A 20088-nucleotide genomic window follows, 5' to 3' on the forward strand; every position below is an offset into this window, starting at 1 on the left:
TCGACGGTCATGCCGACCGTCGATCCCGTCCTGCTGCTGTTGACCACCTGCCCGGACCGGGCCAGTGCCGAGCGCATCGCGCATGCGCTGGTCGGCGAGCGCCTGGCCGCCTGCGTGACGCGCCTGGAAGGGGCGCAGTCGACCTACCGCTGGCAGGGCGAGGTCACTACCGATGCCGAGCTGCAGCTGCTGGTGAAGACTACGGCCAGCCGCGTGGAGGCAGCGATGGCACGGATCGTCGAACTGCATCCGTATGAACTCCCCGAGTGCATCGCGGTCGAAGCCCGGGCCGGACTGCCGGCCTATCTGGATTGGATCCGGGCGCAGACCCGGGAGGACACCGCTTGATGAATCTGTTTGCCCGTGCCGCCGCGCTGTGCGCCCTGCTCTCGCTGGCCCTGCCTGCATTCGCCCTGGACGAGAAAGATCTGCTGCCGGTGGACCAGGCGTTCGCGCTGACCGCCAGTGCGCCGGAGCGGAACCAGATCCAGCTGCAGTTCAAGATCGCGCCGGGGTACTACCTCTATCGCCACCGCACCAGCGTCAAGGCCGACCCGGCCTTCAATGCCGGTGCGCTGCAGATGCCCAGCGGCACCAAGCACCACGACGATTTCTTCGGCGAGGTCGAGACCTACCGCGAACGCCTGCAGGTTTCGCTGCCGGGCGCCCCGACGGATGCGGCCGGCACCCTCAGCCTGGAAGTGCGCTACCAGGGCTGCGCCGATGCCGGTGTCTGCTACCCGCCGCAGAAGCGCGTGGTCCAGGTGACACTGCCCGGTGGTGGCGGTGGCGCCGCAGCCGCCCTGCCAACCGCGCGGGTCACCGGCGTGAACGCGTTCAACACTCCGCTTGCCGGGGCCGGCAGCGGTGGTGGCCTGCGCCTGCCCGGCAGCAGCAACAGCCAGGCGCTTCCGCTGCCCTCCGAACAGGCCTTCGGCTTCGACGCGATCGCCAGCGATGGCAACACCCTGCTGCTGCGCTTCAGTCCCGCGCCGGGCTACTACCTGTATCGCGATCGCACTTCACTGAAGCTGGAAGGCAGTGCCGGTGTGCTGGCTGATACGCCGCGCTGGCCCGCCGCGCAGTCGCATCGCGACGAGCACTTCGGCGATGTGTCGGTGTACTTCAACCAGGTCGAAGTGCCGCTGCCGCTGCGCCGCACGGTGACCGACGCGGTGGACAGCACACTGGTGGTGACCTTCCAGGGTTGCCAGACCGATGGCATCTGCTACCCGCCGATGACCCGCCGGGTGAAGCTGTCGATCCCCGCGGGAAAGATCAGCGCCCACGCCGGCCAGCCTGCGCCACGCAGCGAAATGATCCGACCGCTGCCGGCGGGCAGCGCCGCACCGCGCGAGGCTGCCAACGGCACCCCGTTGCGCCTGCTGCCGACCGTGCCGAACAGCGAACCGGCGCGTACCGATGTGGACGGCGCGCAGGCAGGGTTCGCCGCCGATGCGCGGGGCGACAACGCGCTGCGTACCCGCCCGCCGGCCACCACCCCGGATCCGGACCGTTCGTTCCTGTGGGTGCTGCTGCTGGCACTGGCCGGTGGTCTCGTACTGAACCTGATGCCCTGCGTGCTGCCGATCCTGTCGCTGAAAGTGCTGGGCCTGGCACAGAGCGGTGAGAGCGCCGAGCGCGCCCGCAGCCACGCCATGTGGTACACGCTGGGCGTACTGGTCGCCTTCGCGGTGATCGGCGCGCTGATGGTCGGCCTGCGCATGCTTGGCAATGCGGTGGGCATCGGTTTCCAGCTGCAGCACCCAGGCGTGGTCGCGGCCCTGGCCTACATCATGTTTGCGGTTGGCCTGAGCCTGTCCGGCGTGTTCACCCTCGGCGGTGGCCTGGGCAACCTCGGCCAGTCACTCGCCCGTCGCAGCGGTCCGGCCGGCGATTTCTTCACCGGTGCGCTGGCCTGCGTGGTCGGCAGCGCGTGCGTCGGTCCGTTCATGGGAGGCGCGGTCGCCTATGCCTTCGTTGCCACGCCCGTACAGGCGATGGCCGTGTTCCTGTTCCTGGGTCTTGGCCTGGCCCTGCCGTTCCTGCTGATCGGCTTCGTGCCGGCGCTCGCGCGGCGCCTGCCCAAGCCCGGCCCGTGGATGGAAACGCTCAAGCACGTGCTGGCGTTCCCGATGTATGCCACCGCACTGTGGCTGCTGTGGGTGCTGGGCAAGCAGCGTGGCGTGGACGGCATGGCGCTGGCGCTGGGCGGACTGCTGCTGCTGGCCCTGGGCCTGTGGTTGTTCGAGCGCAGCCGCTGGCGCAGCCAGCGCGCCGCCGGCCTGCTGGGCGTGCTGCTGGCAATCGCCGCGCTGGTACCGGTGTGGGGCGTGACCCAGCTGAAGCCACCGGCACGTGCGGCACAGGCCACCAGCGAGAACGTCGTGGAGTATTCGCCGCAGCTGCTCGACCGCCTGCGTGCCGACAACCGCGTGGTGTTCGTCAACATGACCGCCGACTGGTGCGTGAGCTGCAAGGCGAACGAGCGCGCCGTGCTGTCGCGACCGGAGTTCAGGGAGCTGCTCAGGCGCACCAACGCGGTGTACATGCGCGGCGACTACACCAACGTGGACCCGCAGATCACCGCTTTCCTCGATGAGCACAAGGCCGTGGGCGTTCCGCTTTACGTGGTGTACGGGCCCGGCGCACCGCCGACGGTGCTGCCGACCCTGCTTACCCAGGCCGTGGTCGAAGAAGCGCTGCTGCGCACCGCACGATGAGGTGGCAACGGCCAGCGCTGCTGTGGACCGCGGTGCTGGCTGCCGGCCTGGGCCTGTGGGCCGGCCATCGGCTGACGCCGGTGCCGGCGGCGGACGCTGGCGATCCAGACGTGCAGCCACCTGCAGCACCGCTGCCCGTGCTGCAGGCAGGCGATGCCCTGCCCGCACTGGTGCTGCCGGACCTGCAGGGACAGCCGCTCGATCTGCGCCAGCGTTTTGCCGGCCGGCCGCTGCTCATCAATGTCTGGGCCAGCTGGTGCGGGCCCTGCGTCGAGGAAATGCCGGAACTGTCGCGCTTCGCGCAGGCGCAGCAACCTGACGGCGTGCAGGTGCTGGGGCTGGCGCTGGATACACCCGAAGATGTGCAGCGCTTCCTGCAGCGGGTGCCGGTGGACTACCCGATCGTGCTGGAGACGCCCGGTCCGCGCGATGCCAGCGTGCAGCTGGGCAATGCCCAGGGGCTGCTACCTTACAGCGTGCTGGTGGATGCACAGGGCCGCATCGTGAAGCAGAAGCTGGGGCCGTTTGCCGCCGGCGAAGTGCAGACGTGGGCCCGGCTGTAAGCTGGCCGCGGCCGGCATCCACGCGTCCTGATCCCGGTCAGACCAGTGAGCGCGCCCAGAGCTGGGACACCTGTGGCTGGCCGAACAGCTGCTCGTGCTGCTCGGTCATCAGTTCGAAGCCGGCCCGTTCGTACAGACCGCGGGCGTCGATGAGCGCGGCATTGGTCCACAGCACCATGCGCTTGTAGCCCACCGCGCGCGCGAAGCTCATCGCCTCGTCCACCAGTCGCTGCCCGATGCCCCGCCTGCGCGCGCTGGCATCGACGTGCAGCAGCCGCAGCTTGGCATTGTGCGCGTCGTGCCGGACCACGAACACCGACCCCACCGGGGTGCCGTCCAGTTCAGCGATCCAGCAGCGCTCGGTCTGCGGGTCGTGTTCGCGCAGGTAGCGGGTGACGATGTCGGCCACCAGCGCTTCAAACTCCGCGTTCCATCCGAATTCGCGTGCATACAGCGCGCCGTGCTTCTGGATCACCCAGCCCATGTCGCCGGGGCGGGGATCGCGCAGCACGCAATCCGACGATGCACCTCCCAGCAGTGCCTGGATGTGCGCCATCGCCTCAAGAAGGCGCTGGCATCCTGCTTCGCTGATATCTCCCAGCATGGCAGCGACGCTTTCGCTGGACGCTGCATCCAGCTGTGCGAAGGCGGCGCGGCCCGCCTCGGTCAACACCAGCCGGTTCGCGCGCGCATCCATCACCGACGGTTCGCGTTGAACCAGACCGCGCGCCTGCAGCCCGCTCAGCAGCCGGCTGAGGTAGCCCGCGTTGAGGTCTAGCCGATGGCCCAGCTGCGCAGCCGTGATGCCCTGGCCCGCCGCCAGTTCGAACAGCACCCGCGCCTCGGTGAGGGTGAAGTCGCTGTGCAGCAAACGCTCCTCGAGCACCGCGATCCTGCGGGTGTAGAAGCGGTTGAAGGCGCGGACCTGTGCGACGGGATCGGAAGTGAGCGCAGACACGGGGACGTTCCTGATGGTTGCCTTGGGCACATAGTACATGCCTTGAGCAACTATATAAGGCTGTTTTGCGATCCATTCCGCGTCTTGGCGCCTTAAAACGAAAGATTCGTTGCAGTACGGTTTACGTTCTGTTAATTCTGCGTTTAGCGACCAGGGCCCTGGCTGCAAGGAGAACCAACAGGATGAACGACTGACCGACAAACCACTCAAATCGACTGCAGGGTGCATGCATGAAACACGGAATTCGCAGAAGTGTTCAGGCTCCAGACGCAATCACGCCATTGGCATCCGCAGTAATGGTGGCCCTCGCCACCGCGCTGCTGTCCACCAGCCCCGTTGCACGGGCGCAGGACAGCGGCACATCGACGACGCCCGACGCGGCCACCACCCTGGATACCGTTTCGGTACTGGGCAGCCGCACCAAACCGCGCACGGTGTCCTCGTCGGCGGTGCCGATCGACATCATCAGCGGTGAAGAGTTCCGCAACCAGGGCGCGACCGACGCCCTCGACCAGCTCAAAGTGCTCGTGCCTTCCTTCAACGTCAGCACGATTCCCATCGACGATGCGGCCAGCCTGGTGCGTCCGGCCAACCTGCGTGGCCTGCCGCCGGACAACACCCTGCTGCTGGTCAACGGCAAGCGTTTCCACCGCTCGGCGGTGATCACGTTCCTCGGCCACGGACTGTCCGACGGCGCACAGGGACCGGACCTGTCCGTGTTCCCCTCGCTGGCGCTGGAACAGGTGGACGTGCTGCGCGACGGCGCAGCGGCACAATACGGCTCGGACGCCATTGCCGGCGTGCTCAACTTCAGCCTGAAGAAGCTGCGCGAAGGCGGCACCGCCGAGGTGTTCGCCGGCCAGTACTACGAGGGCGACGGGCTCACCACCCAGTACTCGGCGCAGATCGGCCTGCCGCTCACCGAGCACGGCTTCGCCACCCTTACGGCCGAATGGCGCAACGCCGACGACACCTCGCGCAGTGTGCAGCGCGACGATGCCGCCGCGGTCGCAGCGGCAGGCTACCCCGGGGTGAAAGATCCTGCGCAGATCTGGGGATCGCCGAAGGTGGACGACGACCTCAAGCTGGTCGCCAACCTCGGTTACGACACCGAGAACGTGGAGTTCTACCTGTTCGGCAATTACGCCAAGCGTGAAGTGGATGGCGGGTTCTACTACCGCGACCCCACCGCACGTTCGGGCGTCTACTCCAACGATGGCGGCCAGACATTGCTGGTGGGCAACCTGACCGGCGTGGGCGCATGCCCCACCATCGCCCTGCGCGATGGCGCCGGCAACCTCCTGCCGTACGGCACCGTGAGCGGCGCGGTGGCTGCCCTGCCCGCCAACTGCTTTACCTTCCTGTCCAGCCTGCCCGGCGGCTTCACCCCACGTTTCGGCGGCAAACTGGAAGACGCCTCGGTGTTCGCCGGCGCCAAAGGCACCTGGGGTGAGTGGTACTGGGACGTGAGCGGCTCCTGGGGACGCAACGACATCGAGTTCACCATCTACAACACCGTCAACGCCTCGCTCGGTCCCGACCAGCCGGCCGGGCTGTTCTTCCGCCCGGGTGGCAATACCCAGACCGAAAAGAACCTCAACGTGGACGTCAGCCGGGACATCCCGGTCAGCTTCAGCAGCCAGCCGCTGCGCCTGGCGATGGGTGCCGAATGGCGCGAGGAGAGCTTCAGGATCAGCCCCGGTGACGGCCCGTCCACCGCCATCGGGCCGCTGACCGAGCAGGGCTTCGCGCTGGGCTCCAACGGATTCAACGGCTTCAGCACGCGCACCGCCGGCACCTTTGATCGTCGCAACTGGGCCGCCTACGCCGACCTGGAAGCACAGCTCACCGAGCGGCTGCTGCTGGCCGGTGCGCTGCGCTACGAGGACTACGATTCGTTCGGCAGCACCACCACCGGCAAGCTCACCGCACGCTTCGACTTCAACGAGCACTTCGCTCTGCGCGGCGCCTACAACACCGGCTTCCGTGCGCCGACTCCCGGCCAGGCCAACATCAGCCAGATCAGCACCGTGTTCGGCGGTACCGCACTGGAAGACATCGCCACCCTGCCGCCGACCAATCCGATTGCCCAGCTCAAGGGCGCGCAGCCGCTTACTCCGGAAGAGTCCAGGAATGTGTCATTGGGTGCGGTGTGGACCGAAGGTGACTGGCTGGTCACCCTGGACGGCTATCAGATCAAGGTGGAAGACCGCATTGCCCTGAGCACCAGCTTTGCAGTCACTCCGGAGGAGCGTGCGGCGCTGGTGGCCGGCGGCAATGCGGAAGCCGCTTCCATCTCGCAGGTAACCTACTTCGGCAACGCCTTCGATACCACCACCACCGGCGTGGACCTGGTGACCAGCTTCAAGAGCAACCACTTCGGCGGGGTCACCACCTACTCGCTGGCGGCCAACTGGAACCGCACGAAGGTGGACCGCTACGACACCGACTTCATCGACGAAGCGCGCGTGTACAAGCTGGAGAAATCGCTGCCCAGGACCAAGGGCTACTTCAGCATCAATCACCAGCGGCAGATCTTCCACGCCAATCTCCGGTTCAACTATTACAGCAGCTGGTACGAGGATCACCTGGACAGCGGCGTGATCTCCGCCGAGGACGGCGGCCTGCCGATCTACGGGGGCAGCGCGTTGATCGTGGATGCGGAGGTGGGCTGGAAGTTCGATTCGGGCCTGTACGTCAGCGTGGGCGCGCAGAACCTGTTCGACCGTGTGCCGGCCAGCAACCCCTGGGGGGGCGTGGCCGGTGCGCAGTATCCGGTGCATTCGCCCTACGGATTCAACGGCGGGTTCTATTACACGCGGGTGGGCTGGAAGTTCTGACGCAGGTGCAAGTGCGCGCAACGGTGGCCATGGAAGGCCCCGTCGCTGGCGCCACCCCACCGGCTTGACCGCAGGCAGGGCGCCCCCGAGAATTACGCGACTAATTCTCATTTGCTGTTGCGCAGGATGCGGGCGGCAGCCCTCCTGGCTTTCATCCCCCGATGTTCAAGAACGTCCTGTTCCAACTGCACTGGCTGCTGGGCATCACGGCCGGCACCGTTCTGGCCATCATGGGCCTGAGCGGCGCAGCCCTGTCTTTTGAAGATGAACTGCTGCGCGCCGCCAACCCCGGCTTCGCCGCCATCGCCGAACATCACGCCGAAGGCCAGCAGCCGCTGCCCCTGAGCGAGCTGGTGCCGATGCTGCAGGCCGACAGCAAACGGCCGTTGCAGCGGCTGCGCGTGGATGCCAGCGGCCAGCGCCCATCGGTGGCCCGTTTCGCCGGCGGCAAAGCGCACTGGGTGTACTTCGACCCCTACAGCGGCGAGCGCTTCAGCGCCCTGCGCGGGCAGGCCTTCTTCGACTTCGTCGAAGACCTGCACCGCCACCTCGCCGCGGGCGAGCGCGGAAAATGGATCACCGGCAGCTGCGCGATCGCCCTGCTGTTCTTCACGCTGTCCGGGCTCTACCTGCGCTGGCCCCGCCGCTGGTGGCACTGGCGAAGCTGGCTGGCCGTGGAATGGAAGCGCAGCGGCCGCGGCTTCCTGTGGAGCCTGCATTCGGTGGCCGGCACCTGGGTGCTGCTGATCTACCTGATGAGTGCCCTGACCGGCCTGTGGTGGTCGTTCGACTGGTATCGCAGCGCGGCCAATGCCCTGCTCGGCGTGGCGCCACCGGCCAAGCAGGTGATCGATGCCGGCGCCGTGCTCGACCTGCGCCGCGTGGAAACGACGCTGTACGCGCAGGCCGGGGTGCGCACCGGTTACATCGACCTGCGGCTGCCCGAGAAGCCCGGCCAGGCACTGAATGTGCGGACCATGGCGGGCGATCCAGCATTGCGCGGCGGCCATCATGACCGCGCGCACGATCTGCTGCAGCTCGACCCTGCCAGCGGTGCGATTCTGGACGCGCGTCCCTACGCGCGCCAGGGCGCTGGCGGTCAGCTGGCCACCAGCGTGTTCGCGCTGCACTCGGGCAGCTACTTCGGGATTCCCGGGCGCATCATCGTGATGCTCAGCAGCCTGGGCATGAGCCTGTTCTTCATCACCGGCTGGCTGCTCTATCTCGACCGTCGCCGCAGCCAGCGCGCCGCACGTGCGCTGCGCCAGCCGCTGCCGGCGGCCGCAGCCAACGGCGCCGCATGGCTGGTGGTGCATGCCAGCCAGAGCGGCCTGGCCGAACAGCTGGCATGGCGCGCGGCAGCGCAGCTGCAGGCCAGCGGACAGGCGGTGCAGGTATTGCCGCTGGCAAGGATCGACGCGCACCGCCTTCAGGCGGCGAGCCACGCGCTGTTCGTGCTCAGTACCTTTGGTGACGGCGAACCGCCGGATTCGGCACGACGTGCCTCGCGCCAGCTGCTGGGCCGATCCCTGGACCTGGCCACACTGCAGTTCGGCATGCTCGCGCTGGGCGACCGCCAGTACCCGCACTACTGCGCCTTCGGCCGCCAGTTCGATGCGTGGCTGCTGGGCAACGGTGCCCGCGCGATGTTCGACCGCATCGACGTGGACGCTGCATCGGTCGCGGCATTGCGCCAGTGGCAGCAGCAGCTCGGCCTGTTGACCGGCATTGCTGCCGACGACAGCGTGCTGCCGGCGGCCACCCGCATGCACGACTGGCAGCTGCTGGATCGCCAGCAGCTGAACCCGGGCAGCGTCGGTGGTCCGATCTGGCGGATCCGGCTGGCCGCGCCGGATGACGTGCAGTGGCAGGCCGGCGACATCCTGCACATCGCGCCGCGGCACAGCGCCGCGCATGCCCGTGCGGTACTGCTGGCGCATGGACTGGACCCGCTGCAACCGCTGCTGATCGAAGGCGGCACGCAGACCCTGCAGTGCCTGGCCAGCGAACGCGAACTGCCGGACGCGGCCAGTGCGCTGCAGGTGCAGGATGCCGGACGCTGGCTGACGGCCCTGCCCGTACTGCCGGGCCGCGAGTATTCGATCGCCTCCTGCCCGGCCGATCGCGTGGTGGAACTGGTCGTGCGCCTGGTGCACGACAACAACGGGCGCCCGGGGCTGGGTTCGGGCTGGCTGTCGCTGCATGCGCCGGCAGGCGCGCACATCGCCGCGCGCGTGCACCGCAACCCCGGCTTCCATCGCGTGCCGGGCGCACCCATGGTGCTGATCGGCAACGGCACCGGCATCGCCGGCCTGCGCGGCCTGCTGCGCGAGGCGGCACACGCAGGCGAGCACGGCCACTGGCTGCTGTTCGGCGAGCGCCAGCGCGCTCATGACTTCCTGTTCGCCGATGAGGTGAGCGCATGGCAGGCGCAGGGCCATCTGATCCGGGTCGACCTGGCGTTCTCGCGCGACGCAGCGGGCGGTTACGTCCAGGACCGCCTGCGGTCGGCCTGCGATGAACTGCGGGAATGGATGCAGCGTGGCGCCGTGATCCATGTCTGCGGCTCGCTGCAGGGCATGGCCGAGGGCGTGGATCAGGTACTGCGGGGCGCGCTCGGTGACGAGGTGGTGGAAACGCTGCTCGAGAGCGGTCGCTACCGGCGCGACGTGTATTGAGCCGCGCCGCCGGGCTGGACCCGGCGGCGGACGCGATCACGCCGCCGCGCGGGCCTGACGGTCCGGCTGCAGGCGGAACGCGGACACGGCTTCGGCCAGCGCGCGCACCTGCGCCTGCATCTGCGCGGTCGACGAGCCGGCTTCTTCCACCAGGCTGGCATTGCGCTGGGTACTGGCCTCCATCTGCACGATGGCGTGGTTCACCTGGGCGATGCCTGCGTGCTGATCCTGCGAGGCGCTGCGGATGCCGGCGAGCAGGTCCGCCAGCTGCTGCACGCTGCCGACGATCTCGTCCATGGTGGTGCCCGCCTGCGCGGCCTGCACGCTGCCTTGGCCGACGCGTGCCACGGAATCCTCGATCAGCGCCTTGATCTGCCTGGCTGCCTCGGCACTGCGCTGCGCGAGCAGACGCACTTCCGCCGCCACCACCGCGAAACTGCGGCCCTGCTCTCCGGCACGCGCAGCCTCCACGGCGGCGTTGAGCGCAAGGATGTTGGTCTGGAATGCGATGCCGTCGATCAACTGGGTGATGTCCCCGATGCGGTGCGATGCTTCACTGATGCCCTGCATGGTCTCCACCACCTGACCGACGGCCACCCCACCCCGCTGTGCAACCGCTGCAGCCCCCTGCACCAGCGCGTCGGCACGTCCGGCGGCGTCGGCGTTGCGGCCGACGGTGTCGGTCAGCTCATGCATCGAGGCTGCGGTCTCTTCCAGATTGGCCGCCTGCTGCTCGGTACGCTGCGAGAGGTCGTGATGGCCGGCAACGATTTCACCGACACCGCTGTCGAGGCTGGCGGCGGCGCGCTGGATGCGGGTCACGATGCGGCCGAGCTGTGCGACGGTTGCATTGGCGTCGTCGCGCATGCGTGCGAACACGCCCTGCAGCTCACCTTCCATGCGCACGCTGAGATCCCCACGGGCCAACGCCGCCAGCAATGCCTGCAGGTCCCCCAGGTTGGTTTCAAAGGTGGACAGCAGGCGGTTGATGCTGGTGGACAGCGTATGCACGAAACCGTGCTTGCCCTGCAGCGCGATGCGCCCGTGCAGGTCACCCTGCGCGGCAGCGTCGACCAGTGCCGCCACCTCGGTCTCCAGCAGCGTTTCCAGCGCACGGCTGCGCCACTCCAGCGCCACGCCCAGGAACTGGTCGTCATCGACGATGGCGTTGGCAATCAACTGATAGCGCACACCGGCATGACTGATTTCCCGCTCCTGGCGGTGGCGCGCATCGACCAGGCTGGCCAGGGCCGGATGCAGGTCCCGCGCGTCAGTGCCGACCAGCGCGTCGGCCTGCAGGCCCAGCAGGTGCCGCAACGCAGGATTGGCGTAGGCCACCTGGCCTTCGGCATCGACCACCATCAGCCCGGTCTGCGCGCAGTCCAGGGCCTGGCGTACGCGCGTGTTGCCACGGGCCACCGCACGCTCGGTCTCGATGCGCGCACGCAGCCGCTGCTGCATGTCCACCAGGCGCTGTGCCAGCTGGCCGATCTCGTCGTTGGCGTTGTGCACGCGCAGCGTGGTATCGAGCCGGTCATCGGCAATGTCGCTGGCGAACCGCAGGGTGTCCTGGATCGGCCTGCGCACCGCGCGCAGCACCAGCAGCAGGCTGGTGATCAGCACGCCGGCCACCAGCAGCAGGGTGAGGGCGAACAGCACGCTCATGGTGCGTGCACCGGCCTGCTGCCGCGCCTGCGCCAGGGCCAGCGCATTCACCTGTGCCTGCTGGAAGGCGGCGAGCGCGGGCGCCACGCCGGCAGCGGTCTCCAGCAGCGATTGCGTCTCCACATCAAGGCCGACGCGGGCAGCGGTATAGCCAAGCAGTGCCGACTGATAGGCGTCCATGCCGGTGCGGAGGGCCTCCTGCACGTCGGGCGGCAACCCCGCCAGCGCCAGATCGAACGGCAGCTTCTCTTCGCTGGCGCGGTCGGCATGAGTCGAATCGCCATCGAGCAGCAGCAGCGCTTCCTGGCGCCGCATCTTCTGCAGGTGCAGCGCCAGTGCCGGCCGGTCCAGGCCATCCACCTGCTGCTGCAGGGCATCGGCGGCCTGCTGCAGCTGTGCAGCCAGGCCGGCATCACCACGCCCCATCTCGTCCACACGTTCGAACAGCGCAGCCACTCCCTGCGAGAATCCCTCGGCGGCCTCGGTGAGCGCCTGCAATGCCTTGCGGCGACCGGCATCCATCGGCATCGCCCTGAGCGCCTTCAGATCGACCTGCAGTGCCTGCTGGGCCGCCTGCAGCTGGCTGCGGTCAGCATCGTCGAAACTGCGTGCATACTGGGTCTGCAGGCGACGCGCCTCCGCCACCCGCGTCGCCAGGCGTGCGGCCAGATCGCTGCCACGCTGGTAACTGGCCTGACTGCGTGCGGCCTGGCTGCTGGCATAACCGGTCCAGGCATGGACAGCGGCAATCGCCACCAGGCCCGCGCCGCAGACCAGCAGGGTGGCCTTGAGTTTGTTGGCCACGCTGAGTCGATGCGGCTGCAGCCAGACCAGCAGGCGTGGAAACGCCGAGCGCATCGCGATGAGACGGGTGCGCAGGGACCGAAGGGGGACGGCGGCCGACATCACAGACTCCAGGCGGAAGGACGCACCTGTATCGGCCTGACCGGCGACAACTTTAGGCACATTGCCGAAGCCGTGGCACGCACCGTGCCGGTTGCGCTCTTTGTACCGGCCCCAGGCGACGGAGACGTGACACAGCGCCCGCGCTTGACCTCAACCCCGGTTGCGGTTGCACAGTGTGATTCTTCCAACCGGCCGCCCTCGCCATGACCCCGCTCGACGTCCCCCGTTATCTGCAGCGCCTGCAACTGGATGCTCCGCCGTCGCTGGACCTTGCCGGACTGACCCTGCTGGTGCAGCGCCACAACGCCCTGCTCCCCTTTGAAACCCTCAGCAGCCTGCTGCGCGACGCGGTACCGATCGATCTCGACAGCGTGCAGCACAAGCTGCTCGACCAGCAGCGCGGCGGCTACTGCTTTGAACTCAACGGCGGCCTGCTGGCGCTCCTGCAGACAGTGGGCTTCGACGCACAGCCGCTGAGCGCGCGCGTGCTGCTGGCAGCACAGGACGATGCCCCGACGGCGCGTACCCACCTGCTGCTGCGCGTGCACGTGGAGGGAGAGGACTGGCTGGTCGATGCCGGCTTCGGTGGCCTGACGCCGACGGTGCCACTGCGGCTGCACGAAACGGCGCCGCAAACCACGCCGCATGAGTCTTTCCAGCTGCAGCAGCTGCCGGGCGGGGACGATTTCGTGCTGTCCGCCCAGGCGGGCGACGCATGGCGGGCGCTGTACCGCTTCGACCTGCGGCCGCCAGCGCCGATCGACAACGTGGTGGCCAACTGGTACGTGTGCACGCACCCGGATTCGGGTTTCCCCGGCCAGCTGCGCGCGTCACTGGCCGGCCCGGACTGGCGGCGCACCATCGGCAGTGGCAACTACACCGAGTACCGCCCCGGGCAGGCGCCGCTCAAGCGTCCGCTGCGCGATGCCGCCGACGTGCGCGACGTCCTGCAGTCGGCATTCGGCCTGCGCGTGCCGGACGATGCGCGGCTCGACCCGGCGATCACCGATTGGCTGCAGCGCTCGCACGCCGCATCACGGTAGCACCGCGCGGTACGGTGCCCGGGTTACAACGTCACCGGCGCCTGCAGCGCAATACGGTTGCCCTCGCTGTCGCAGATCTCGGCCGCCCGCCAGTGGCCGGCATCATGCAGTTGCAGGTAGAAGGCGATGGCGCGAGCCAGGTCGCTGGCCGGAATCTCGACATGCGCGATGGGGTGCATCGTCGCAGGATGGCGCCGCCCTGACATTCCGTGCGCATCGTTGCGGGCATGCTGGCCTGCCCCCCTTCGCGGAGCGCTGCATGACCCTGGCCGATCACCGAAGTGCACTGGCGCCACTGGGCCATCTGCGCGTCGCCATCAATCTGGGCAATCCGGTCCTTGCGCAGGGCGACGCACGATCGCCGCGCGGCCCCTCGGTGGAGCTGGCCACCGCGCTGGCGCAGCGGATGGGCGTGCAGGCGCGATTCACCTGTCACGATGCGGCCGCATCGGTGGTCGCGGCGGCAGCCGACGACGCATGGGACCTGGCCTTTCTCGCCATCGATCCGGCACGTGCCGGCCGCATCGCCTTCAGTGCACCGTATGTGGAGATCGAAGGAACCTACCTGGTGCGCGAGGACAGTCCGGCGCGGCAGGTGGCCGATCTGGATCGCGATGGGCTGCGTATCGCCGTTGGCCGCGGTGCCGCCTACGATCTGTTCCTGAGCCGGGAACTGCGGCACGCCACGATCGAGCGTGCCGACACGTCGGCGGCGGCCATCGATCTGTTTGACGCACGGCGCCTGGATGCCGCCGCTGGCGTGCGCCAGCCACTGCAGGCCTGGGCACTGCAGCATCCGGGACACCGCGTGCTCGCCGACCGCTTCACTGCGATCCAGCAGGCCGTGGCCGCACCTGCGGCGCGCCCCGCTGCCGCCCTGCGGGCCCTGTTCGACGAGGTCGAGGCGATCAAGGTAGGGCCCCTGCTCGAGGACGCTTTCGCACGTTCCGGACAGGCGGTCACCCTGGTGCGATGACGCAGCAGTGGCCCGCAGCACGCGACAGGTGGCTGCGTGCGCCGGGCCGGATCAGCCCTGCGTCTCCATGTGCCGCGCATGCTCGCTGGCCTGCGCATGCAACCACTCACGGAAGGCGAGGAATCCACGGTGGCGCGCCGAGCGCTGCGGATACACCAGCCAGTGCGGCCAGGCGGTTTTCAGCCGCTGCTCCGACAGCGCGACCAGCTGGCCCGAATCCAGCAGCAGGCGCGCGCGCGTCAGCCGGCCCAAGGCCACACCGACGCCATCGAGCGCTGCACGGTGATGCGCTTCCGAATCGTCGAGCACCGCCACGAACCGCGAAGGGGGGCTCTGCCCGATCAGGGCAAACCACGCGGCCCATGCGCCATCCGGATCGCCCAGCAGCGGCCACTGCGCCAGTGGAGCACGGTCGATGCCGCCCATCCGCGCGATCAGCGCCGGGCTGGCCATCGGCACCAGCCACTCATCGAACAGCCGCTCGACCACCAGCCCGGCCCATTGCCCGCCGCCTACGCGCAAGGCCGCGTCGAACTGCAGCTGCCGATCGAAATCGACAAGGCGCTCGCTGGACTGCAGGTTGATCTCGATCTGCGGGTGTGCGGCGACGAAATGACCCAGCCGTGGCACCAGCCATGCGGAGGCCATCGACGGTACGGCGCTGATCGTCAGCACATGTTCGGCGCGCGCGGCATAGCGCTGGAACACCTCGTTGATTGCATCCAGGTGCGGCCCGACCCGATCGAGCAGGCGCTGGCCCTCCAGGGTCAGTGCGACCCCGCGCGCCTGGCGGACCAGCAGCGGCTGGCCGAGGCGTTCTTCGAGCTGCCGCATCTGGTGGCTGAGCGCGCTGACGGTCAGGTTCATCGACGCCGCGGCGCGTGACAGGTTGCCCAGGCGCGCGGCAGCCACGAAACCCTGCAGGGCATGGAGGGGTGGGCGGGACATAAGGCTTGAATCCTGTTCAAGTCAAGCTTGCGGAAATGTCGCTTTTTGCGTCCTCATGCTGCCCGTATCGTTCAATCCACTCAAGTGGAGTGACGATCATGAACATCTTCAGCAGTCTGTTGTTCCTGCACGGTCACATCGCAAGCGCCGAGCTGGCCCGCCAGTTGGCCACGCCGGTGGCCAGCACGACCGGGGCACCGGCAAAGCCGTACCGGAGCACACACCTCGACCGTCCAGCTGCAGCAAAGGTGACTTGCCCCACCTGCCCCGCCCCGCGCTGAGCGCGGCAGCGGCGGGCTTACCAGTGCCGGGGCGCTAATGCCCGTACCAGGCCTGCACATGGGGCGGTAGCGATGGCAGCGGGTCGATGTCCAGCGCGCGATAGCCATCGAGGGTATCGCGCAGCAGCGCCGGTCCGGGGCTGCCCGGCATGCGCAGGCTTTCCTCTTCCGGCAGCTGCAGGGCGGCCCAGTCATGCAGGCGATCCAGCCGCTGGACCATGGCGGCGCGCAGCCAGGGGCGCAGCGGGAAGGTCCGATATCCGCGCCCATCCAGCGTACGCACAGCATCGGACAGGGCCTGGTTCGCGCCACGCACCCATTCGGTGCGTCCGCCGGCCTTGTCCTGCACGGTCATCGGTGCCGGCGCGCGATGTGCTCGGAAGGGGGCACGCAGCTCCAGCTCCAGGTCACGCGCATCGCGCTCGGTTTCCGCCTCCACCAGCGCCCCGGCGCACAGATCGAAGAACTCGAACCAGCGCCGATGCAGTGCGCTGATGCGACCGAGCGGGTCACGCGAGAAACCGATCTTGGCGTAATCCTCCCAGGCGCAGGGAAAGACGTAGGCGAAGACACGACCATCGATGCGGATCTGCGGTTCCATCGGCGCAGGCTGCATCGCTTCGGACGCGATGGCAACCGGGCCGAACCGTGCGCCGTTCGGGTCACGGCCGCTGCAGCACGTCCTGCACTGCGGCAGCCACGTCGGTGTTGTCGATGTAGCTGCCATCATTCCACCGCACATGCTGTCGGTAACCGGCGTCGATGCCGCGCACGCGGGCGCCGAGCCGCTCGGCGCCGGCGCCCTTGGCCCACAGCGGTACCAGTGCGTTGGAGTGATTGCCGGTGGGGCGGAAGCTCATCCCCGGCATCCGCCCGCGCCCGTTGTTGCGCACCGGCTCGAACGCCACCTGCTGCGCGTCGGGCCCCATCGGCATGCTGTTGTCGTGGTCGGTGGTGACGATCAGCAGATTGCGCTGCCATCCGCCGTTGCGCTCGATCCACGCCACCACCGCCGATACCGCATCGTTGAACTCGACCGTCTCTTCGATCAGGCGGCCGTACTGCGGCTGGTCGCCGCACTGGCCGTAATGCCATTCGGTGCCGCACGCACTGGTATGCGCGGCCCAGTCGGTGGCCCCACCTTCCACCATCAGGAACAGGCCCTTGGACGAGCGCTGCTGCAGGAACTGCAGGGCGCCGCGGGTCATGGTCGCCAGGTCCGGCACGCTGTCGATCTTCCTCACGCCGGAGGGAGTGGTCTCATCCCTGCCCAGGGCCTGCAGCTGACGCGCCTGCTGCAGGGTGCTGGCCACACGCGGTACGCCGATCAACGGGCGGTCGGCTGGCAACCGTCCCTGTGCAAGCGCAGCGAATGCTTCCTTGCTGCGGATCAACCGCCACGGTCCGGCAGGATTGCCAGCGATGGGGGTACCTGCTTCCAGCTGCTGCCAGTCCTGCTGCGACACCCACTCCCAGGGGTTCGCGCAACCCTCGGCCTTCACTGCGCCCGCATCGTCATCGCAGGCGCGGCCATCGACGCTGTAGCCGGGGCCACCGGTTCCCATGACCAGGTCCATGTGGCCCTGGGCCAGCATCTGGTGGGCGATGGCATGGTAGTTGTTGCGCGACGCGTTCTGCGCGGCGAACGCGGCCGGTGTCGCGTGCGAGAACGGCACCGAGGTGACCACACCGGTTGCCATGCCCAGGCGCTTGGCGCGCAGGGTGTTGAACTCGACCGCGACGCCGTCGTTGTTGACGTTGATGGCGTTGTTGTACGTCTTGATGCCCGACGACAACGCCGTGCCCGCCGCGGCGCTGTCGGTCGCCACCGCGGCCAGGTACTGATAACCGGCGAACGGAAGATCCGCTGCCGGTACCGGGGTGGCATCCCATGCTTTCGCGGCGTCGTAGCCGAGCGTCTGCGCCGAATCGTGCGTGGGCTGGCTGCTGGCGTTGAGCGGGAACGTGGCCACCGCAAGGCGCTGCGGGAAGTGCGCGTACGGGGCGCCTTCGCGGCTGCCATACTGCCAGTACGCGGCGGCATCCCAGGTTCCCCAGCCCGCGCCGTCGTTGATCATCACGATCACGTTGTGCGGGTAGCCGCCGGTCGCCACCGGCGCCTGCGCACGCGGTGCCGGCTGGCAGCCGGCGAGGGCTGCCAGCGCGGCCAGAATCGAAGGGTAGAGCCAACGGCGCGGCGTGTGTGCGGTCATCGTGCATCCTGTGGGGTCGGGCAGGCGGCCCGGAATGCGCGACGTTATATCATTGCAATATTGCAGATTCACGCATCCTGGCAGCGGTATCCTGTGAACGTCTCCCCTGCCGCGCCACCATGCCGTCTCCACGTTCCCCGGTCTCGTCGATCACTCTGGATGCCGGCAGCTTCGCGGTCATCCACCAGGAGAACGCCGACCTGCAGCGTCCGCCTGCTTCACTGACCAAACTGATGACCGCGTACGCAGCCTACGAACAGGTCGCATCCGGCGCCGCCGCTTGGGAGATGCCGGTGACCGTTGCCGCCGAGGACGTGCACGCGGTTGCTGACGATGAAACGCGCATGGGCCTGGTGCCCGGCGAAACGGTCACACTGGGCCGGCTGCTGCAGGGCATGCTGGTGGTATCGGGCAACGACGCGGCCCTTGTGCTTGCCCGCCATCTGCACGGCTCGCAGGCGGCGTACCTGCAGCACATGAACGCGCTGGCGCGGCGTCTCGGCCTGGGCAGTACCTGGTTCGCGTCGGTGTCCGGCATCACCACGCCGCGGCACGTATCCAGCGCACGCGACATGGCGGTGCTGGCGGGCCGCCTGCTGGCAGATCATCCGCAGGTGCTGGCCATCACCGCACAGCCAGCGTTCGCACACGGGACGTTCAGCCGCAGCAACCAGAACGCACTGCTCGCCGATGAAGGTGTGGACGGCCTGAAGACCGGCTATACCCGCGCGGCCGGGTTCTGCCTGGCGGCTACGGCGCGCCGCCCCATCGCCGGACACGCGCAGCCGGTGCGATTGATCACCGTGGTGCTTGGCTCGGAAGACCGCGAAGCACGCGATGCGCGGGTGCGCAGGCATCTTGCCAGTGGATTCGCCGCGTTGGCCGGTGACACCGTCGCAGAAGCCTGACCTGCGCGGGCAGTCAGTCCCGTACAACGGTGGATACGATCACCCGCTGCAGTTCGCGTTCCGCGTCGGCTTTGCCGATAGCGCCATTGGCCACCGCTTCGGACAGCGCTTCGGCAGCGCCGAGGATCGCCCAGCGCCCCTCCACCGGTACCTGACCGTCACCGGCGAACGGGCCCAGCCAGTCCGCGCAGTTGTCGATGAACTCCTGCTGGTAGCAGTGCCGCACCTCGCGCAGCTCCGGCGCGCCGACCAGCGCTGCGAGGATGCTCTGCACGTCGCTGCCCTGGCTCAGCACGCAGTCGATGTAACCGGACGCGATGGCCGCTGCGCGCGCGGTCAGTTCTGCCGGCGCCGCGGCGATACGGTCATTGAAAATGAGCGTCTGCCGCTGGTCGTAGTCATGGTAGAGCGCCGCCAGCAGGCCGTTGCGCGTCACGAAGTGATCGTAGGCCACCGGCTTGGTCACGCCCGCCGCTTCGGCCAGGCGCCCCAGGGTCAAGGCATCGGTGCCTTCGGCGCCTACCAGCGCCCATGCGACATCCAGCAGCTGGCGGGCCCGCTGCTCGCGGGTCAGTCGGCGACGCGTGGGGGTGTCGGTGGCAGGCATCGGCGGAACACGGCTGTCAGCTCGTTGGATGTCCGATTTTACGGCCGATCTCCATCGCGGTCTGCAGATGCGCCGCGGCCGCCCCGGTGTCCGCCTCCAGCAGCAGGGTGGAGGACAGCACGCGCGCGCCGCAGTAATCGAAGATGCCCATGTCGATCTGCGTGTTCATGGCCGCGCCATAGCCACGGCGTTCAATCATCGCGGCATCGGCACCCCCGATACCGACCAGATGCACCTGCAGCCGCTGCAGCCGCTTCTCCACTTTTCCATCGGCACCCTCGGCGTAGGCCCAGCCCTGGGTGAAAACGCGATCGATCCAGCCCTTCAGCAGCGCCGGGAACGACCACCAGTAGAGCGGGTAGACCAGCACCAGCGTGTCGGTCGCATCCAGCCGTGCGTGCTCGGCCGCCACATCGGCCGGTGGCGGCGCGATGCCGCGGAACAGGGCCTGGTCCTGCCCGTTGAAGCGCGGGTCGAAGCCTTCGGCCATCAGATCGGCCATGGCGGTGGTATTGCTCTCATCGGCATCGGCGATGGCCTGCGCGATGCGAGCGGCTACCGCGTGGGTCAGCGAGGCAGGATCGGGATGGGCAACAACAATCAGGCTGTGCATGGGCAACTCCTTGGAGATTAGTTACTAATGGTAACTAGCGCACCTAGCCCGATCAGCACTGCCAGCAGGACACTGTTTCTGGCGTCCTGTATCGCCTCAAGTCAAATGCAAATGATTCGTGATACGATTGTTAAGGAGATCTGAAACCCCACACGGACGTCCCAGC

Annotated in this window: 17 protein-coding genes; 9 read left to right on the forward strand and 8 right to left on the reverse strand. The window is 68.2% G+C overall.

Annotated elements, in window-relative coordinates; genetic code table 11:
- The first annotated feature begins 9 nt into the window (after positions 1-9).
- Genes cutA through QMZ25_RS04960 form a run of 3 tightly spaced genes read left to right on the forward strand, consistent with a single transcriptional unit; the run spans position 10 to position 3286 of the window.
- Entirely contained in the window at positions 10-348 is a 339-nt protein-coding gene (gene cutA / locus QMZ25_RS04950; protein WP_053515713.1) for a divalent-cation tolerance protein CutA, read from the forward strand.
- Entirely contained in the window at positions 345-2723 is a 2379-nt protein-coding gene (locus tag QMZ25_RS04955; RefSeq protein WP_180875458.1) for a protein-disulfide reductase DsbD, read from the forward strand. Before cutA ends, QMZ25_RS04955 begins: the two co-directional genes overlap by 4 nt.
- The gene (locus QMZ25_RS04960) at positions 2720-3286 is read left to right on the forward strand and encodes a TlpA disulfide reductase family protein (RefSeq protein ID WP_053515709.1); all 567 of its coding nucleotides are present in this window, start codon (positions 2720-2722) and stop codon (positions 3284-3286) included. The genes QMZ25_RS04955 and QMZ25_RS04960 overlap by 4 nt, the downstream gene beginning before the upstream one ends.
- 37 nt (positions 3287-3323) lie before the next feature.
- Here QMZ25_RS04960 and QMZ25_RS04965 read toward each other — a convergent pair whose 3' ends face one another.
- Positions 3324-4244: a helix-turn-helix domain-containing GNAT family N-acetyltransferase gene (locus QMZ25_RS04965; RefSeq protein ID WP_065181626.1), complete on the reverse strand. Its 921-nt coding sequence runs from the start codon at positions 4242-4244 to the stop codon at positions 3324-3326.
- Positions 4245-4540: 296 nt separating this feature from the next.
- Here QMZ25_RS04965 and QMZ25_RS04970 point away from each other — a divergent pair, with 296 nt between their 5' ends.
- On the forward strand, positions 4541-7084 hold the full coding sequence (locus QMZ25_RS04970) for a TonB-dependent receptor (protein ID WP_164151368.1): 2544 nt from the start codon (positions 4541-4543) through the stop codon (positions 7082-7084).
- A 161-nt stretch (positions 7085-7245) separates the two neighbouring features.
- Entirely contained in the window at positions 7246-9762 is a 2517-nt protein-coding gene (locus QMZ25_RS04975; RefSeq protein ID WP_283219210.1) for a sulfite reductase flavoprotein subunit alpha, read from the forward strand.
- 36 nt (positions 9763-9798) lie between these two features.
- Here the strand turns inward: QMZ25_RS04975 and QMZ25_RS04980 are convergent, their stop codons facing one another.
- Complete coding sequence (locus QMZ25_RS04980) at positions 9799-12333, reverse strand: methyl-accepting chemotaxis protein (RefSeq protein WP_283219211.1); 2535 nt, start codon at positions 12331-12333, stop codon at positions 9799-9801.
- A gap of 203 nt (positions 12334-12536) precedes the next feature.
- Between QMZ25_RS04980 and QMZ25_RS04985 the strand changes: the two genes are divergently transcribed.
- Positions 12537-13376, forward strand: coding sequence for an arylamine N-acetyltransferase (locus tag QMZ25_RS04985; protein WP_283219212.1), 840 nt, complete (start codon positions 12537-12539; stop codon positions 13374-13376).
- Between the two features lie 23 nt (positions 13377-13399).
- Here the strand turns inward: QMZ25_RS04985 and QMZ25_RS04990 are convergent, their stop codons facing one another.
- Positions 13400-13555: a hypothetical protein gene (locus QMZ25_RS04990; RefSeq protein ID WP_283219213.1), complete on the reverse strand. Its 156-nt coding sequence runs from the start codon at positions 13553-13555 to the stop codon at positions 13400-13402.
- Positions 13556-13635: 80 nt separating this feature from the next.
- On the opposite strand from QMZ25_RS04990, the gene QMZ25_RS04995 reads away from it, so the two are divergent.
- Positions 13636-14352 (forward strand): transporter substrate-binding domain-containing protein, encoded by a 717-nt coding sequence (locus QMZ25_RS04995; protein ID WP_283219214.1) that lies wholly within the window; start codon positions 13636-13638, stop codon positions 14350-14352.
- Between the two features lie 51 nt (positions 14353-14403).
- On the opposite strand, the gene QMZ25_RS05000 is transcribed toward QMZ25_RS04995, so the two are convergent.
- On the reverse strand, positions 14404-15300 hold the full coding sequence (locus QMZ25_RS05000) for a LysR substrate-binding domain-containing protein (RefSeq protein ID WP_065174425.1): 897 nt from the start codon (positions 15298-15300) through the stop codon (positions 14404-14406).
- A gap of 98 nt (positions 15301-15398) precedes the next feature.
- Here QMZ25_RS05000 and QMZ25_RS05005 point away from each other — a divergent pair, with 98 nt between their 5' ends.
- A complete protein-coding gene (locus QMZ25_RS05005; RefSeq protein ID WP_081279699.1) occupies positions 15399-15581 on the forward strand; it encodes a hypothetical protein in 183 nt (60 codons plus the stop codon).
- Between the two features lie 34 nt (positions 15582-15615).
- Here the strand turns inward: QMZ25_RS05005 and QMZ25_RS05010 are convergent, their stop codons facing one another.
- Entirely contained in the window at positions 15616-16182 is a 567-nt protein-coding gene (locus QMZ25_RS05010) for a GIY-YIG nuclease family protein (protein ID WP_065174424.1), read from the reverse strand.
- A 61-nt stretch (positions 16183-16243) separates the two neighbouring features.
- The gene (locus tag QMZ25_RS05015; RefSeq protein ID WP_283219215.1) at positions 16244-17794 is read right to left on the reverse strand and encodes an alkaline phosphatase; all 1551 of its coding nucleotides are present in this window, start codon (positions 17792-17794) and stop codon (positions 16244-16246) included.
- A gap of 119 nt (positions 17795-17913) precedes the next feature.
- On the opposite strand from QMZ25_RS05015, the gene QMZ25_RS05020 reads away from it, so the two are divergent.
- Positions 17914-18702 carry a D-alanyl-D-alanine carboxypeptidase family protein gene (locus QMZ25_RS05020; RefSeq protein WP_180875467.1) on the forward strand — a complete coding sequence of 263 codons (789 nt, stop codon included), beginning with the start codon at positions 17914-17916 and terminating at the stop codon, positions 18700-18702.
- A 13-nt stretch (positions 18703-18715) separates the two neighbouring features.
- Here the strand turns inward: QMZ25_RS05020 and QMZ25_RS05025 are convergent, their stop codons facing one another.
- Positions 18716-19309, reverse strand: a complete 594-nt coding sequence (locus QMZ25_RS05025; RefSeq protein WP_053515691.1) for a TetR/AcrR family transcriptional regulator — start codon at positions 19307-19309, stop codon at positions 18716-18718.
- A gap of 16 nt (positions 19310-19325) precedes the next feature.
- A complete protein-coding gene (locus QMZ25_RS05030) occupies positions 19326-19922 on the reverse strand; it encodes an NAD(P)H-dependent oxidoreductase (RefSeq protein ID WP_053515689.1) in 597 nt (198 codons plus the stop codon).
- Positions 19923-20088 lie beyond the last annotated feature (166 nt).

The sequence above is a fragment of the Stenotrophomonas sp. RS-48 genome (assembly GCF_030053245.1).
GTDB lineage: Bacteria > Pseudomonadota > Gammaproteobacteria > Xanthomonadales > Xanthomonadaceae > Stenotrophomonas > Stenotrophomonas maltophilia_P.

What these genes read in the sequence shown, in the direction of transcription:
- QMZ25_RS04980 (WP_283219211.1), bottom strand. Translation starts at nt 12,333, where the DNA reads ATGTCGGCCGCCGTCCCCCTTCGGTCCCTGCGCACCCGTCTCATCGCG.
- QMZ25_RS04985 (WP_283219212.1), top strand. Translation starts at nt 12,537, where the DNA reads ATGACCCCGCTCGACGTCCCCCGTTATCTGCAGCGCCTGCAACTGGAT.
- QMZ25_RS05000 (WP_065174425.1), bottom strand. Translation starts at nt 15,300, where the DNA reads ATGTCCCGCCCACCCCTCCATGCCCTGCAGGGTTTCGTGGCTGCCGCG.
- QMZ25_RS04970 (WP_164151368.1), top strand. Translation starts at nt 4,541, where the DNA reads ATGGTGGCCCTCGCCACCGCGCTGCTGTCCACCAGCCCCGTTGCACGG.
- QMZ25_RS05005 (WP_081279699.1), top strand. Translation starts at nt 15,399, where the DNA reads ATGAACATCTTCAGCAGTCTGTTGTTCCTGCACGGTCACATCGCAAGC.
- QMZ25_RS05020 (WP_180875467.1), top strand. Translation starts at nt 17,914, where the DNA reads ATGCCGTCTCCACGTTCCCCGGTCTCGTCGATCACTCTGGATGCCGGC.
- QMZ25_RS04995 (WP_283219214.1), top strand. Translation starts at nt 13,636, where the DNA reads ATGACCCTGGCCGATCACCGAAGTGCACTGGCGCCACTGGGCCATCTG.
- QMZ25_RS05030 (WP_053515689.1), bottom strand. Translation starts at nt 19,922, where the DNA reads ATGCACAGCCTGATTGTTGTTGCCCATCCCGATCCTGCCTCGCTGACC.
- QMZ25_RS05015 (WP_283219215.1), bottom strand. Translation starts at nt 17,794, where the DNA reads ATGACCGCACACACGCCGCGCCGTTGGCTCTACCCTTCGATTCTGGCC.
- QMZ25_RS04975 (WP_283219210.1), top strand. Translation starts at nt 7,246, where the DNA reads ATGTTCAAGAACGTCCTGTTCCAACTGCACTGGCTGCTGGGCATCACG.
- QMZ25_RS05010 (WP_065174424.1), bottom strand. Translation starts at nt 16,182, where the DNA reads ATGGAACCGCAGATCCGCATCGATGGTCGTGTCTTCGCCTACGTCTTT.
- QMZ25_RS04960 (WP_053515709.1), top strand. Translation starts at nt 2,720, where the DNA reads ATGAGGTGGCAACGGCCAGCGCTGCTGTGGACCGCGGTGCTGGCTGCC.
- QMZ25_RS05025 (WP_053515691.1), bottom strand. Translation starts at nt 19,309, where the DNA reads ATGCCTGCCACCGACACCCCCACGCGTCGCCGACTGACCCGCGAGCAG.
- QMZ25_RS04990 (WP_283219213.1), bottom strand. Translation starts at nt 13,555, where the DNA reads ATGCACCCCATCGCGCATGTCGAGATTCCGGCCAGCGACCTGGCTCGC.
- cutA (WP_053515713.1), top strand. Translation starts at nt 10, where the DNA reads ATGCCGACCGTCGATCCCGTCCTGCTGCTGTTGACCACCTGCCCGGAC.